This window comes from Arthrobacter sp. SAFR-179 (assembly GCF_059414945.1).
In genome coordinates, this window is the sequence record NZ_JBPFDM010000001.1 from 336,314 (window position 1) to 350,370 (window position 14,057).

The following is a 14,057-nucleotide window of genomic DNA, read 5'->3' on the forward strand; positions in this document are numbered from 1 at the left end:
CGGCTGCCTATCGCCGGCTCAGGCTGCGTTGACGCGGCCGGGACGCCAACAGCCAGGATTGGACGTCTTCCAGCGGCTTCCCGTCCTCGGACAGGTGGTGCCGGGTCCAGCGGCCCTCGTTGTCAAGGTGCCAGCTGGACGTTTCCGGTGCCATGTACCGCTTCAGGAGGTCAAGGACGTAGGTGATGTCGTCCGCGCTGGTCAGCTGGACCAGTGCCTCTACCCTGCGGTCCAGGTTGCGGTGCATCATGTCGGCCGAGCCGATGTACACCACGGGGTCCCCGCCGTTGGCGAAGGCGAACACCCGCGAGTGCTCCAGGAACCGGCCCAGGATGGAGCGGACCGTGATGTTTTCGCTCAAACCGGGAACGCCGGGGCGCAGCGAACAGATTCCACGCACCACCACATCCACCTTGACCCCTGCCTGCGAGGCGCGGTAGAGCGAGTCAATGATGGCCTCATCCACCATGGAGTTCACCTTGATCTGCACCTGCCCGGGCACACCCGCCCGGGCGTTGCGGATCTCGGTCTCGATCCGGTCGATCAGCCCGGACCGGACGGAACGGGGCGCCACCAGGAGCCGCTTGAAGGTGGACTTGGGGGCGTAGCCGGAAAGCTGGTTGAACAGCTTGGACAGGTCCTCGCCCACCTGTTCGTTCGCAGTCAGCAGGCCCAGGTCCTCGTAGTACCGGGCGGTCCGGGGGTGGTAGTTGCCGGTGCCGATGTGGCAGTAGCGGCGGAGCCCGTCCACTTCCTGCCGGACCACCAGGGAAAGCTTGCAGTGCGTCTTCAGCCCGACGATGCCGTAGACCACATGCACGCCGGCCTGCTCCAGTTTGCGGGCCCAGGAGATATTGGCCTGCTCGTCGAACCGTGCCTTGATCTCCACGAGGGCCAGGACCTGCTTGCCGGCCTCGGCGGCGTCGATCAGGGCATCGACGATGGGGGAGTCGCCCGAGGTGCGGTACAGGGTCTGCTTGATGGCCTGCACCTTGGGGTCCGCCGCAGCCTGTTCCAGGAACGCCTGAACGGATGTGGAGAACGAATCGTACGGGTGGTGCAGCAGGATGTCGCGGCGGCGCATGGCGGCAAACACGTTCGCCGCCTTGGAGGTTTCCGACTCATTCAGGTACCGCGAGGTGTGCGGGACATGCTTGGGGTAGTGCAGGTCCGCCCGGTCGATGGCGGCGATGACTGACAGGCCCCTGAGGTCCAGCGGCGCAGGCACCGAGTACACCTCTGACTCCTCCACCCCCAGCTCGCGGATCAGCAGCGCGCGGATGTTGGGGTTGATGTCGTTGGTGACCTCAAGCCTCACAGGCGGGCCGAAGCGCCGGCGCAGCAGTTCCTTCTCCAGTGCCTGCAGGAGGTTCTCAGCGTCGTCCTCCTCCACTTCCACGTCCTCGTTGCGTGTGACGCGGAAGGTGTGGTGCTCCAGGACCTCCATGCCCGGGAACAGCTTGTCCAGGTGGACGGCGATGACTTCCTCGAGCGCGATGAACCGGGCCACCCGGCCGGGGATTGCGCCGGCGCGCGGACCGTCAATGGAGATGAGGCGCGGCAGCTGGTCCGGGACCTTGACGCGGGCGAAGAGTTCCTTGTCGCTGATCGGGTTCCGGACCACCACGGCAAGGTTCAGCGACAGGCCGGAGATGTAGGGGAAGGGGTGGGCGGGGTCAACGGCCAAGGGGGTGAGGATGGGGAAGACTTTTTCCGCGAACATCACGCTCAGCTGCTGCTTGGCGGCGTCGTCCAGTTCGTCCCAGTGCATCAGGTGGATGTGCTCGTAGGCCAGGGCGGGGCGGATCTGGTCGGCGTAGACCTGGGCGTGCCGTTCCTGGAGCCGGTGGGCTTCCTCGCTGATCCGTTCCAGTACCTCGACAGGGCTGAGGCCGGCGGGTGAGGGGACGGCGAGGCCCGTGGCGATCCGGCGCTTGAGGCCGGCCACGCGGACCATGAAGAACTCGTCCAGGTTGGAGGCGAAGATGGAGAGGAAGCTGACGCGTTCCAGCAGGTGCAGGGTGGGGTCCTCGGCCAGCTCCAGCACGCGGGAATTGAAGGCGAGCCAGCTCAGCTCACGGTCCAGGAACCGGTCCGGCCGGATGTCGCCTTCCGGCTGCAGGTTCGGGGCGAATTCCGGAATGTCGATGCGGTCCTGGGTGGCCCTGGACGCCGGGACTTCGGAGGAGCCGAAGCGCGCCCGGACGGGCACCGCAACTTCCTGGGACGTAGCTGTTCCGGAGGGTTCCGGGTTCATGGCTTCTCCTTTAGCTTGCGCTTTGGTGCCGGCGCTTCCGCCCCGCGCGGTTCCCTTTCAACCTTACAAGCATTCACCTGCCCCACGGCCCTTGTTTTACACCCGCAGGGGATCGGTGTGGCTGCCCTGCCTACCCTGCCGCCGGCCCATACATGACGTCCATGTCCCAGCGCGTGAAACCGAGCCGCCGGTACAGGGCGACAGCGGCGGTATTGTCTGCATCCACATAGAGCATGACGCCCTTCAGCCCGCAGTCCCGGAGGTGCTTGATGCCGGCGATGGTCAGGGCCTTGCCCAGGCCCATGCCCTGGGCTTCCGGCGTCACGCCCACCACATACACCTCGCCGATCGCAGGGTGCGTGCCGTGCCGCGGGTGGACCTTGGTCCAGTGGTAACCCAGCAGGCGGCCGTCCCGGTCCTCCGCCAGGAAGAATCCCGCGGGATCAAACCAGTCCTCCGCCATGCGCGCCTCGAGGTCGGCCCGGGTCAGGTTCCCCTGCTCGGGATGGTGGGCGAAGGCTGCCCTGTTGGCGGCCAGCCAGGCGTCCTCGTCCTTGCCCGGCACGAAGGGGCGGATGGCCACCCCGTCCGGGAGGCCGGCGTCGGGAAGCTCCGCGCCCGCCGTCGTCATCCGCATCTTCCACAACTCGCGCACCGGCGCGTAGCCGTAGCGCGCCGCCAGGTCGGCGGCGGCCTCGTGGTTGCCGTGGGACCAGGCGTTCAGCCCGTCAAAGCCCCGGACTTCCTTGAGGGCGCCGACCAGCCGGTCCGCGACTCCCTGGTTCCGGTAGGAGGGGTGGACGGCGATTTCCAGGATGCCGTGGCCGTCCGGTTCCTCAACCACGACGGCGAACCCCGCCAGGTCCTGTCCGGTGGCCGGATCTGAGTCCTCGTCGGGTGCATAGAGGGCCAGCGTCAGCAGCGCGTGCCCGGCGGAGTCCCCGGCCCGCATGGTCACCATGCTCTGCTCGGAAATGGAAGGGTTTCCATCCGATTCCTCAGCTGCCGCCAGGAGGTCGCGGCAGTCCTTGAGGAGTTGCTGGTCAACTCCGCCCCGGACGACATGGACGGGCCACTTCTGCGGATGCGCTGGAGTCATGAGCCAAGGCTATACGTCAATGGCGGGCCGGGGCTCAGGCCTCGGTGAGTTCGTCTTCCTGCTGCCGGACCAGGGTGAGGCGGTAGCCAACGTTCCTGACCGTGCTGATCAGGTTCTCGTGGTCCGCGCCGAGTTTGGCGCGGAGGCGCCGGACGTGGACGTCCACGGTGCGGGTACCGCCGTAGTAGTCGTAGCCCCAGACCTCGGTGAGCAGTTGCTGGCGGGTGAAAACGCGGCCGGGATGCTGGGCCAGGTATTTCAGGAGTTCGAACTCCTTGAAGGTGAGGTTCAGCGGGGCACCGTTGACCCGCGCCGTGTAGCTTGCCTCGTCGATGATGACGCCGGCCGCACGGATCTCGCTCGGGGCATCTTCCTGCTCGGGCACGGCCCGGGCAACGGAGAGGCGGATACGCGCCTCCACTTCGGCGGGTCCGGCGGAGTCGAGGACGATGTCGTCCACAGCCCACGCCGAGGAGACGGCGGCCATGCCGCCTTCGGTCAGGATCAGGACCAGGGGAGCGCTGAGTCCGGTGGCCTTCAGGAGCTGGGTGAGCGAACGGGCACCCACCAGGTCCTTGCGGGCATCCAGCAGGACGATGTCGCAGGGGTCCGTCTCAAGGAGGGCCGTGGGCTCGGCAGGGAGGATATGGACCCGGTGGTTCAGCAATTCGAGGGCAGGCAGGATGTCCACCGAAGAACCGGTGCTGTTGGTCAGTAACAGGATGTGCGACATTGTTCCTCCAAGGGCCGTCCGCGCATCATTGGGCGACTGAACCGGATTCTCACCGGCCGGTACGGGCTTCCTGCACGAGGTTCCCAGCCGTCAGCACGCCGCCGGCCAGCCACCTCAGCAGGGAGCGTAGCTGAACCTTGAGTATACCCGGCGGCCTCCTCCAGGCCACAGATTCAAGCCGCGGACAGGCACGTTTTGCGACATAAGCGGTTCACATAAGGCAGGATTGAAGCAGGGCGGACCAGCCCTGCCACGAGGGGGCGGACCAGCCTTCCGGCCGACGCCAGGATGGGAAAACAGCGCAGTGAGTGCACCGACGAACCACAGGCCGGGCCCCGCATGACGGCGGAACTGCAGGCACCCGTGCGTTCGCTTGGTTCCTGGACCATCGGTGTCATTGGGATCGCGGGCCTCATCGCCATCATCGCCGGGGTCTACGCGTCTCCTGAAGCGCTCGTCGCCGTCGGCATCCTCATTGCCGCCGCGGTGGGCGTCGGGTGGCCGCACTTCCTGCGCATCCCCGCCAAGAAGACCCTCGCCGCCGTCATCGCCCTTCCGGGCGCGGGCGCTGCCGTGGCCGCCGGCGTGACACCGGCGCCGGGCTACCTGGACTGGACACCGGCATTCGTGGCGCTGGGAATGATGGCGGTCTTCGTGGTGCAGCTGGTCCGCGGCACGGGCCAGGCCCAACGGCTGGAGTCCACACTCGGATGCTGCGCCGGCGTCCTGCTCTCATGCCTGGGAGCAGGCTGGGTTGCCGGTGCCCGGTTCAACGGGGTCCGCGAGATGCTGCTGGTGGCGGCCGTCAGCGCGGCCGTGGCCCTGCTCGCCGGCCTGATCCGCTGGCCTGACAGCATCATTGCGCCACTGGGCATTGTGCTCGCAGGCCTGGCGGGGCCGCTGGCCGGACTGGTCCTGTCGGACATCGCGGTCCTGCCCGCCGCCGTCTTCGGAGTGGTGGTAGGCGCGGTCCTGGCAAGCTTCCGCAGGCTGGCCACGCTGCGCGGCGCCCCGCTGAATTTTCCAGCCGCCCTGAGCATGGGCCTCGCCCCGGTTTCTGCGGTGGGATCCCTTGCGTACTTCATAGACAAACTACTCATCTACTAACGGGTTAGGATGGCACCATGTCCGTACTTGCTTTTGAAATCTTCTTCCTTGTCCTGCTCGGCATCGCGAGCCTGTCCATGGCCTGGTTCGCCGGTTTCGTGGTCTACCGCCTCTTCAAGGGCCAGAAGTAGCCACCCCTTTTCCGGAGCCAGCCGTATCTCGAGGTAATACCAATGCCCATTGAGATTCCTACAGATCTGACCCCTGAACTCGTCCCCCTTTCATGGCTCATTGGTGAGTGGGAGGGCCGCGGCCGGCTGGGCAGCGGCGACGAGGACTCGGAGCACTTCCTGCAGCACGTCTCCTTCACCCACAACGGCCTGCCGTACCTCCAGTACCGAGCCGAAAGCTGGTTGACCGACGACGAGGGCACGCGCCTGCGGCCGCTCACCGTCGAGACCGGCTTCTGGGCGCTGGAGCGCAAGCAGCTGGATGCCGACGGCGGCCCCGGCCTGGTGCCGGCCGACATCGTCCCGGTGCTGAAGAGCGCCGACGAAGTGGAAGCGCTGCGCAACAAGGACGGCGGCTTCGACATCTCGGTGTCCATCGCCCACCCCGGCGGAATCACGGAGCTGTACTACGGCCAGATCAAGGGCCCCCAGATCCAGTTGACCACCGACATGGTGATGCGTGGCAGCCACTCCAAGGAGTACAGCGCGGCCACCCGGATCTTCGGCCTGGTGGACGGCAACCTGCTGTGGCGGTGGGACGTGGCAACAGGGGGAGAGGGCGGCAGCGGCCTCGAAGCCCACGCCTCCGCGTTCCTGCACAGAGTCTCCTGACACAACAAGAGTCTCCTGACCTGGAAAGGGCTCCTCGTGGAAGACGGCACGGAACAAACGGGGAAGCCCGGCGGCTACGGCGGCCTCAAAGCCGTCTTCTTCAACGGCACCCTGAAGAAGTCGCCGCAGACGTCCAACACGGACGGCCTGATCGCCATCAGCCGCGGCATCATGGAAAAACAGGGTGTCAGCACCACGGTGATCCGCACCGTGGACCACGACATCGCCAGCGGTGTCTACCCTGACATGACCCAGCACGGATGGGCCACCGACGAATGGCCGGCGCTCTATCCCGCCGTCAAGGAAGCCGACATCCTGGTGGTGGCGGGCCCCATCTGGCTGGGCGACAACTCGTCACAGACCAAGAAACTCATCGAGCGCCTCTACGCCCATTCCGGTGAGCTGAACAGCAATGGGCAGTGGGCGTTCTATCCCAAGGTGGGCGGCTGCCTGATCACCGGCAACGAGGACGGCATCAAGCACTGTTCCATGAACATCCTCTACAGCCTGCAGCACATCGGCTTCAGCATCCCGCCCCAGGCCGACGCCGGCTGGATCGGCCCGGTTGGTCCCGGCCCGAGCTACCTGGATGAAGGCTCCGGCGGGCCGGAGACCGACTTCACCAACCGCAACACAACCTTCATGACCTGGAACCTCCTGCACCTGGCAAAGATCCTGAAGAATGCGGGCGGCTACCCCGCCTACGGCAACCTGCCCAACGAATGGAACGCCGGAACCCATTTCGATTTCGAAAACCCGGAATACCGTTAGCCTTCAAGGACTTCTACTTCATATGACTACTCCCAGCCCTTTGTTGTCGCGCCCCGGCGCTGTCGAGGCGGGCGGCCCTGACGCAGGAGTCGCCGCCCACTACGGCGAGCCCCTGCGCGAGCAGCGCGCACTCGCTGCCGGAACCGCCGTCGTCGATCTTTCCCACCGCGGCGTGGTCACCGTCACCGGGCCGGACCGGCTGAACTGGCTAAACACCCTGTCCTCGCAACAGGTGGCAGCGCTGAAGCCGGGGGAGTCCAGCGAACTGCTGCTCCTCAGCGTCCAGGGCCGCATCGACTTTGACGCCCGGGTGGTTGACGACGGCGAAACCACCTGGCTGATAGTCGAGGCCGCCGAAGCAGCGCCGCTGGCTGAGTACCTTAACCGGATGAAGTTCATGCTGCGGGTTGAGATCGCCGACGTTTCGGCAGACTGGGCCGTCGTGGGCAGCACCAGTGCCGTCCCCGAGTGGTCCGGCCGCCTTGCCTGGCAGGACCCGTGGCCGCACGTGTCTGCCGGCGGATACTCCTACGCCACCGTCTCCGAGGAGAACCACCCGGGCCTGGAGCGCCCCTGGTTCGAGTACCTCATCCCCGCAGCGGAGCTGGAGGAAGCCGTTTCCGGGCGCGCGCTGGCCGGTGTGCTCGCCGCCGAAGCCCTGCGCGTCGCCGCGTGGCGGCCACGGATCGGTGCCGAGACGGATGACAAGACCATCCCGCACGAACTGGACCTGCTGCGCACCGCCGTCCACCTGGCCAAGGGCTGCTACAAAGGCCAGGAAACCATCGCCCGGGTCCACAACCTGGGCCATCCGCCCCGCCGGCTGGTGTTCCTGCAGCTGGACGGCTCACAGCACACCCTCCCCGCCGCCGGAAGCCCGGTCATGGCGGGGGAACGGAAAGTCGGGGCGGTTACCTCGGTGGCCCAGCACTATGAGATGGGCCCGGTGGCACTGGCAGTCATAAAGCGTTCCGTGGCACCGGATGAAATACTGACGGTCCTGGACGGCGATGAGCCGTATCCGGCCGTCCAGGAGCTCATTGTCGCCCCGGACGCCGGCCAGGTGGTGGGGCGCCAGACAGGATTCCTGAAAGGGCCACGCTGATGACCGAACACACCGGGACCACGCCTGCGGGCGCCGGAACCCAGCCCGCGGAAGGGCACGACGACGACGCGCTGGCTTTGGCGCAGACTCTCTTTCAGGCGGCGCGGGAAGGAAGCGATGAGCTGCTGGGTGCCTACCTGGACGCCGGGGTTCCCGCTACCCTGACCAACTCCGCCGGTGATTCCCTGCTCATGCTGGCCGCCTACCACGGCCACACCGGCACCGTTGGGCTGCTTCTGCAGCACGGCGCCGACGCCAACACCGCCAACGACCGCGGCCAGACCCCGCTGGCAGGTGCGGCCTTCAAGGGCTACACGGACGTGGCCCGCGTCCTGCTGGGCGCCGGCGCGGATCCGGATGCCGGTGCGCCGTCGGCCCGGGCGGCAGCGCAAATGTTCGCCCGCACGGAGATCCTGGACCTGCTGGGCTAGCTTCACCCGGGTTCCGCCCGGCACAAAAAACTCCTGAAGGAAGACCGAGTGGAAAACGTAGAAAAGCCCTGGCCGGCACTGTGGTCCCTGGTGATCGGGTTCTTCATGATCCTGATCGACACCACCATCGTGTCCGTGGCCAACCCCCGCATCATGGAGGGCCTGGACGCCGACATCAACTCGGTGATCTGGGTGACCAGCGCGTACCTGCTGGCCTACGCCGTCCCGCTGCTCATCACCGGCAGGCTGGGGGACAGGTTCGGGCCCAAGAAGCTCTATCTCTCCGGCCTGGTGGTCTTCACCCTCGCCTCGCTGTGGTGCGGTCTGTCCGGCGACGTCCGGATCCTGATTGCCGCCCGCGTCCTCCAGGGCCTCGGCGCCGCGATGATGACTCCCCAGACCATGGCCGTGATCACCCGGATCTTCCCGCCGGACCGCCGCGGATCAGCCATGGCCGTCTGGGGTGCCACCGCCGGGATGGCAACTCTTGTGGGGCCCATCCTGGGCGGCGTCCTGGTGGACGGCCTGGGCTGGGAGTGGATCTTCTTCATCAACGTGCCCATCGGCGTTGTTGGCTTCATCCTTGCGCTGCGCAACGTTCCGGCACTGAGCACCCACCCGCACAAGTTTGACATTCCCGGCGTGCTGCTGAGCGCCGTGGGGCTCTTCCTGCTGGTGTTCGGGATCCAGGAGGGCGAGACCTACAACTGGGGCACCATCACGGGACCCGTCAGCGTGTGGGGCCTGATCATCGCCGGCATCGTGGTGCTGATCGGCTTCGTCCTGTGGCAGCGGTTCAACAGGGGTGAACCGCTCCTGCCGCTGGGACTGTTCCGGGACCGCAACTTCTCCCTGGCCAATATCGGGATCACCACCGTGGGCTTCACCGTGACCGCCTTCAGCCTGCCGCTGATCTTCTACTACCAGCTGGTCCGGGGCCTCACCCCCACGCAGTCCGCCCTGATGATGGTGCCCATGGCCCTGATCTCCGGTGGGCTGGCCCCCGTGGTGGGCAAGCTGGTGGACCGGGTCAACCCGAAATACATCACCGCCACCGGGCTGGTGCTCATGGCGGTGGCGCTGCTGTGGAACTCGGCCCTGATGCAGCCGGATACGCCCATCCTGCTGTTCCTGCTGCCCAGCGCCGTCCTTGGCTTCGCCAACGCCGGCATCTGGGCCCCGCTCAGCACCACTGCCACCAGGAACCTGCCGCCGCGCCAGGCGGGGGCCGGGTCGGGTGTCTACAACACCACCCGACAGATCGGGGCGGTCTTGGGAAGTGCCGCCATCGCCGTGCTGATCCAGTCCCGGCTCGCCGCCGAGCTTCCCTCAGGCGGACCTGGCGGAGCTGCGGGGGAAGGCCTGGCTATGGGCGGCTCGCTGCCGGAGTTCCTCCATGCAGGATTCTCGACGGCGATGGGCCAGTCCATCCTGCTGCCCGCCGGAGTGATCCTGGTGGGAGCTGCGGTGGCTCTGTTCTTTGCCAAGCCGCAGCCGGTGCAGGGTTGGGGAACGCAGGGGCAGGACCGGGCGTCAGCGAAGGTGGACGCTGGTTTGGATTCCGCCGGCTGAGAGGCCAAGCTGCCTGGCCAGGGCCAGGCAGCCGGTGTTGCTGACGTCCGCACGCCACTGCAGCGTCAGCCCGGCAGCCAAGGCCTCATGGGCCGCGATGGAGCCCGCCAGCGAGCCCAGCCCGCGGCGGCGCCATTCAGGATCCACCAGCACCCCCATGTTCGCCAGCAAGCCTTCCCATTCCCCGTAAGCCCCACAGGCCAAGGGTACCCGCCTGCCGTCCACTTCGTGCACGATGGTGTACCGGTTTTCGAGGTCGGAGAGCCCCACTTCGTTGACGTCGTCCGGCGGGCAGCGGCCTTCCAGCTCGATGGCCTCAGGGTTGCCATGCGAAACCGTCAGTTCCTCGGAGGGCTGCTGAAGCGGCAGGTCGTCGGCGAAGAACAGGGCCGCAGCGCCGAGTCCGTGGCCGCCCTGGTCCCTGGTGAGTTTCAGCAGCGTGACGTGCTGGGCCATCTCCTCGTCAGGGATGTCCGTTGCGGCGTCAATGACGTTCTGAGGCGCCACCAGCGCGGAGCTTCCGAACAACCGCACGAATTCAACGGTCCGGGCCGATTCGTCAGCGCGGACAATCCGTTGGCCCGAAGCCAGGGCGTCACCGAAGGCATCGTCGTCAAGGCCCAGCCGGCGCGCCCATGCCAGCTGGATGATGGCCGCTGAGCCGGGGTCGAGTGTCATGGTCCCAGCCTAGGGCGGCGCGGTGGCTTAGCCGAACAGGACCGCGGCTTCGTCGTAGCGGTTCTGCGGGACGGTCTTCAGCTGGCCCAGGGCCTCCTCGAAGGCGACGTGCCGGATGTCCGTGCCCTTCAATGCCACCATGGTGCCCCAGTAGCCTTCCACCACGGAATCGATGGCGGCCATGCCGAGCCGGGTGGCAAGGACCCGGTCGAAGGCAGAGGGAACGCCGCCGCGCTGGATGTGGCCCAGGATGGTGGCGCGGGTTTCGATGCCGGTCCGGGCCTCCAGTTCGGGGGCGAGTTGGTCTGCGATGCCGCCAAGGCGGGGGCGGCCGAAGGTGTCCAGGCCACGCTCGGAGTGGGGGCTTTCCATGTGCTCGGGGACGAAGCCTTCGGCCACCACCACCAGGGGCGCGCGGCCACGGGCGTGGGCCTCGTTCACCCATTCGGTGATCTGCTCGATGCTGACCTTCTGCTCCGGGATGAGGATTGCGTGCGCGCCTGCCGCCATGCCGGCGTGCAGGGCGATCCAGCCCACGTGCCGGCCCATCACTTCGGCGATCATGCAGCGGTGGTGGGACTCGCCCGTGGTGCGGAGCCGGTCGATGGCCTCGGTGGCGATCTGCACGGCGGTGTCGAACCCGAAGGTGTAGTCGGTGGCGTCAAGGTCGTTGTCAACCGTCTTGGGGACGCCCACGATCTTGAGTCCGGCGTCCGTCAGGCGCTTGGCGGCTGCGAGGGTTCCCTCACCGCCGATCGCGATGATGGCGTCGATGCCCAGCCGGTCCATATGGGCCTTGATGGCCTCCGGGCCGCCGCCGTTCTCGAAGGGGTTGGTGCGGGAGGTGCCCAGGATGGTGCCGCCCTGCTTGGCGATGCCGCGGACCATGGTGCGGGGGATGTCGATGATGTCCCCCTCCACCACGCCCCGCCAGCCGTCGCGGAATCCGACGAATTCCTGGCCGTGGACGGCAATGCCTTTCAGCACGGCGCCGCGGATCACGGCGTTCAATCCGGGGCAGTCGCCACCGCTGGTGAGGATTCCAATTTTCATGTTCGCTCAAATCCTGGAGAGAAGGTTTACGGGCAGAGCGCCACGCTGAGCTCACCTAGAAGTGTAGTGGGGTGTGTGGGGTACGACACAAACCGGTTACATGGGGTGGCGTTGGTGCAGGGACAGCCCGGGAATGGGAAAGGCTCCCGATTTCGTGGATTGTCCGCGAAATCAGGAGCCTTGGGCCTGGTCAGTGGGCCGGGCCAGTGGTGGTCAGTTAAGCGACCGCCGGTCCAGGAACGTCTGGAGCACGATCTCGTTCCGCTGGTCCGGGAGGATCACCCAGGCAAGGAGGTAGAAGACGAATGCCGGGCCTGGCAGCAGGGCGAAGAGCAGGAAGGCGATGCGGACAAAGGCAACGTCCACGTTGAGCTTGGCAGCTATGCCGCCGCAGACTCCGCCGAGCCACCGCTCCGGGCCGCGCTGCAGGCCTAGGCCCCTGACGATGCTGAAGAACTTATCCATGGCTCAAGACTTCCTTGTCGTTGGTTCGTTGTCACGTTTCCGGGCTGAAAGCAGGCCGCCAACCACCAGGGCTACTCCGGCGCCGATCATAAGCCCGATCAGGACGTACGTGCCGTTGAGGGTCACGATGCCCAGCTGCGCCACGATGATCAGTGCGGCCAGCGCCAGGACGATCAGTCCCCACACCACCGTCCCCACCCTGGGAGGTGCCGTTTCGGTGGTGTCCCGGTCCGCCGTCGTCGGAATGTTGCTGTTGTCCATGTCAGTTGCCTTCCTGGATTGTGACGTTGCTGAACGTGCCGTCGATCCGTACCACCAGGTGGTTGCCGGGCCTGTCCGCGTTGTAGCTGCTTTCGCGGGTGGTGGTGCCGCCGCGCTGGCCGGTTGCCTCGTTCAGGTTTCCCATGGTCATGTCCGCCTTGATGTCAACGGGCACGTTTTGCGGGATCACGACGGTTACGTTGCTGGCAGTGATGTCCAGGGGAACCACGACGTCGGATGTCAGCGGGGCGGTGGGGGAGAGGTCCGTGAGGTCCACGGTTCCCCGCCCTGCGGTGATGTCGATGCCGCCGCGCGCCTCCTCGATGCTGGCCGGGTTCCAGTCCACCTGCTGGAAACGCATCCGGCCATCGTCCAGCGTGTTGTAGATGCCGCCGGTCACCAGTGCGATCACGGCAAAGAGGCTCAGGACGCCGGAGGTCCGGCCGCGGAAGCCCGCAAGCAGGATGCCCAGGCCCAGGACTGCTGCCGCACTGGCCCACACAATGGCGTTGGCGGAGCCGCCCAGATCGATGATGTTTGCCGCGTCGAGCGCCTTGAGACCGCCGCCCACCAGCAGGGCAGACCCGGTTGCGATGGCAACGGCGGGGGCGCCGGGGCCGGCGGGCCGGGGCTTTTGCGGCCGCGGTGGAACCCACGGTGCGGGGTAGCTGCTGCCGCCGGGGACTCCGCTGCCGGGGCCGCCTGCACCAGGTCCGCCCGGGACTGTGCTGCCGGGGCCCATGCCAACAGGGCTACCTCCGCCGGAAGTGCCGTGGCCGTAGGTGCCGGTGCCGGTACCACTGATGGGGCCGCTGTAGTTGGGTGTCGCAGGAAATCCCGGTCCGGACCCTGCTGCGGTGCCTGTGCCCGTGCCTGCCGAGGTGCCTGCAGAGAATGATGAGGTGTATTCCCCGGAGGTGTAATCCACGCCTGGGCGTCCCGCCGGGTGGGCCGCACCCGGAGCCGTGGCTGTGTGGCCGGCCATGGTCGGGTGGGCCTTATTGCGCTGGGAGAGGTAGTAGACCAGGTAGATTGCGCCGCCAACCCAGAAAATCGTCCAAAGCAGTCCGCTCAGGCCGTTATGGCTCCAGCCCCAAAAGCCTCCGCCCAGACCGGTGAGCCCCAGCACGGTGGCAATCAGGGAGCCCGTCATGCCGCTGGACCAGCGCCCCGCGCCGGCTTCCTGGACGTGGATCCGGCCGTCCGGTTCCGGGAGGAAGGCCCAGGCCAGGCCGTACAGGAACACACCGATGCCGGCCAGGAGGGTCAGGACAATGAAGACGCCACGGATGATGATCGGGTCCACGTTGAGCCGGTGGGCAATGCCGCTGCAGACTCCGCCGATCCACCGGTCGTTGCCCCGGTAGATGCCGTTGCTGCGGATCCAGCCGAAAAAGTCGGTGGAAGGAGTCGGAGCGGCGGAGCTGCCGGCGAAGGCATAGCCCTGCGGCGGATCAGCGGGATCAATGCCCGGACCGCCGCCCGGACCAGCGCCCGGACCGGCTGAAGGGCCGGCACCCGGTCCGGAGGCGGGGCCGGCCGCAGGGCCCGTGCTGGAGCCTGCATCCGGGTTGGTGCTTGGCCCGGTGCTGCTGCCGGTACCTGGACCGGCTGCGGGGTCCGAAGGCGCTGCGGAGGTGGACGGGAGCGGCTGGGTGGGCCGCTCGCTGTCGGAGCCGGGGAAGGTCCCGGAAGGGTGTTCGTCGTCAGGGGAGGGGATCTGCGAGTTCATACCTCGATCCT

Annotated in this window: 14 protein-coding genes; 6 read left to right on the plus strand and 8 right to left on the minus strand. The window is 67.0% G+C overall.

Going from position 1 to position 14,057, the window contains the following annotated elements:
• Positions 1-7 precede the first annotated feature (7 nt).
• From ACR65K_RS01720 to ACR65K_RS01730, 3 genes are all read right to left on the minus strand, one after another.
• Entirely contained in the window at positions 8-2,257 is a 2,250-nt protein-coding gene (locus ACR65K_RS01720; RefSeq protein ID WP_440151128.1) for an RNA degradosome polyphosphate kinase, read from the minus strand.
• 130 nt (positions 2,258-2,387) lie between these two features.
• Entirely contained in the window at positions 2,388-3,356 is a 969-nt protein-coding gene (gene mshD, locus ACR65K_RS01725; RefSeq protein WP_440151130.1) for a mycothiol synthase, read from the minus strand.
• Positions 3,357-3,390: 34 nt separating this feature from the next.
• Positions 3,391-4,089: a winged helix-turn-helix transcriptional regulator gene (locus ACR65K_RS01730; protein ID WP_018769102.1), complete on the minus strand. Its 699-nt coding sequence runs from the start codon at positions 4,087-4,089 to the stop codon at positions 3,391-3,393.
• 339 nt (positions 4,090-4,428) lie between these two features.
• On the opposite strand from ACR65K_RS01730, the gene ACR65K_RS01735 reads away from it, so the two are divergent.
• The 6 genes from ACR65K_RS01735 to ACR65K_RS01760 all read left to right on the plus strand — a co-directional run bounded on the left by ACR65K_RS01735 (position 4,429) and on the right by ACR65K_RS01760 (position 9,857).
• On the plus strand, positions 4,429-5,196 hold the full coding sequence (locus ACR65K_RS01735; protein WP_440151133.1) for a permease: 768 nt from the start codon (positions 4,429-4,431) through the stop codon (positions 5,194-5,196).
• A 173-nt stretch (positions 5,197-5,369) separates the two neighbouring features.
• Positions 5,370-5,978 (plus strand): nitrobindin family protein, encoded by a 609-nt coding sequence (locus ACR65K_RS01740; protein ID WP_056334169.1) that lies wholly within the window; start codon positions 5,370-5,372, stop codon positions 5,976-5,978.
• Between the two features lie 36 nt (positions 5,979-6,014).
• Positions 6,015-6,749: a flavodoxin family protein gene (locus ACR65K_RS01745; RefSeq protein ID WP_440151135.1), complete on the plus strand. Its 735-nt coding sequence runs from the start codon at positions 6,015-6,017 to the stop codon at positions 6,747-6,749.
• Positions 6,750-6,771: 22 nt separating this feature from the next.
• On the plus strand, positions 6,772-7,854 hold the full coding sequence (ygfZ, locus tag ACR65K_RS01750) for a CAF17-like 4Fe-4S cluster assembly/insertion protein YgfZ (RefSeq protein WP_440151136.1): 1,083 nt from the start codon (positions 6,772-6,774) through the stop codon (positions 7,852-7,854).
• Positions 7,854-8,285, plus strand: a complete 432-nt coding sequence (locus ACR65K_RS01755; protein ID WP_056334178.1) for an ankyrin repeat domain-containing protein — start codon at positions 7,854-7,856, stop codon at positions 8,283-8,285. The genes ygfZ and ACR65K_RS01755 overlap by 1 nt, the downstream gene beginning before the upstream one ends.
• A 48-nt stretch (positions 8,286-8,333) precedes the next feature.
• On the plus strand, positions 8,334-9,857 hold the full coding sequence (locus ACR65K_RS01760; protein WP_440151137.1) for a DHA2 family efflux MFS transporter permease subunit: 1,524 nt from the start codon (positions 8,334-8,336) through the stop codon (positions 9,855-9,857).
• Here the strand turns inward: ACR65K_RS01760 and ACR65K_RS01765 are convergent.
• The 5 genes from ACR65K_RS01765 to ACR65K_RS01785 form a co-directional block, all read right to left on the minus strand.
• On the minus strand, positions 9,819-10,535 hold the full coding sequence (locus ACR65K_RS01765) for a GNAT family N-acetyltransferase (RefSeq protein WP_440151138.1): 717 nt from the start codon (positions 10,533-10,535) through the stop codon (positions 9,819-9,821). The genes ACR65K_RS01760 and ACR65K_RS01765 overlap by 39 nt on opposite strands.
• A gap of 27 nt (positions 10,536-10,562) precedes the next feature.
• The gene (locus tag ACR65K_RS01770; protein ID WP_056334189.1) at positions 10,563-11,588 is read right to left on the minus strand and encodes an ATP-dependent 6-phosphofructokinase; all 1,026 of its coding nucleotides are present in this window, start codon (positions 11,586-11,588) and stop codon (positions 10,563-10,565) included.
• A gap of 213 nt (positions 11,589-11,801) precedes the next feature.
• Entirely contained in the window at positions 11,802-12,053 is a 252-nt protein-coding gene (locus ACR65K_RS01775; protein ID WP_056334192.1) for a PspC domain-containing protein, read from the minus strand.
• 3 nt (positions 12,054-12,056) lie between these two features.
• Entirely contained in the window at positions 12,057-12,314 is a 258-nt protein-coding gene (locus ACR65K_RS01780; protein WP_056334195.1) for a hypothetical protein, read from the minus strand.
• Between the two features lies 1 nt (position 12,315).
• Positions 12,316-14,046 carry a PspC domain-containing protein gene (locus tag ACR65K_RS01785; RefSeq protein WP_440151141.1) on the minus strand — a complete coding sequence of 577 codons (1,731 nt, stop codon included), beginning with the start codon at positions 14,044-14,046 and terminating at the stop codon, positions 12,316-12,318.
• Positions 14,047-14,057: the final 11 nt, after the last annotated feature.

Coding starts and splice junctions, on each gene's coding strand:
- ACR65K_RS01775 (WP_056334192.1), bottom strand. CDS start 12,053: ATGGATAAGTTCTTCAGCATCGTCAGGGGCCTAGGCCTGCAGCGCGGC.
- ACR65K_RS01770 (WP_056334189.1), bottom strand. CDS start 11,588: ATGAAAATTGGAATCCTCACCAGCGGTGGCGACTGCCCCGGATTGAAC.
- ACR65K_RS01785 (WP_440151141.1), bottom strand. CDS start 14,046: ATGAACTCGCAGATCCCCTCCCCTGACGACGAACACCCTTCCGGGACC.
- ACR65K_RS01720 (WP_440151128.1), bottom strand. CDS start 2,257: ATGAACCCGGAACCCTCCGGAACAGCTACGTCCCAGGAAGTTGCGGTG.
- ACR65K_RS01735 (WP_440151133.1), top strand. CDS start 4,429: ATGACGGCGGAACTGCAGGCACCCGTGCGTTCGCTTGGTTCCTGGACC.
- ACR65K_RS01740 (WP_056334169.1), top strand. CDS start 5,370: ATGCCCATTGAGATTCCTACAGATCTGACCCCTGAACTCGTCCCCCTT.
- ACR65K_RS01780 (WP_056334195.1), bottom strand. CDS start 12,314: ATGGACAACAGCAACATTCCGACGACGGCGGACCGGGACACCACCGAA.
- mshD (WP_440151130.1), bottom strand. CDS start 3,356: ATGACTCCAGCGCATCCGCAGAAGTGGCCCGTCCATGTCGTCCGGGGC.
- ACR65K_RS01765 (WP_440151138.1), bottom strand. CDS start 10,535: ATGACACTCGACCCCGGCTCAGCGGCCATCATCCAGCTGGCATGGGCG.
- ACR65K_RS01755 (WP_056334178.1), top strand. CDS start 7,854: ATGACCGAACACACCGGGACCACGCCTGCGGGCGCCGGAACCCAGCCC.
- ygfZ (WP_440151136.1), top strand. CDS start 6,772: ATGACTACTCCCAGCCCTTTGTTGTCGCGCCCCGGCGCTGTCGAGGCG.
- ACR65K_RS01730 (WP_018769102.1), bottom strand. CDS start 4,089: ATGTCGCACATCCTGTTACTGACCAACAGCACCGGTTCTTCGGTGGAC.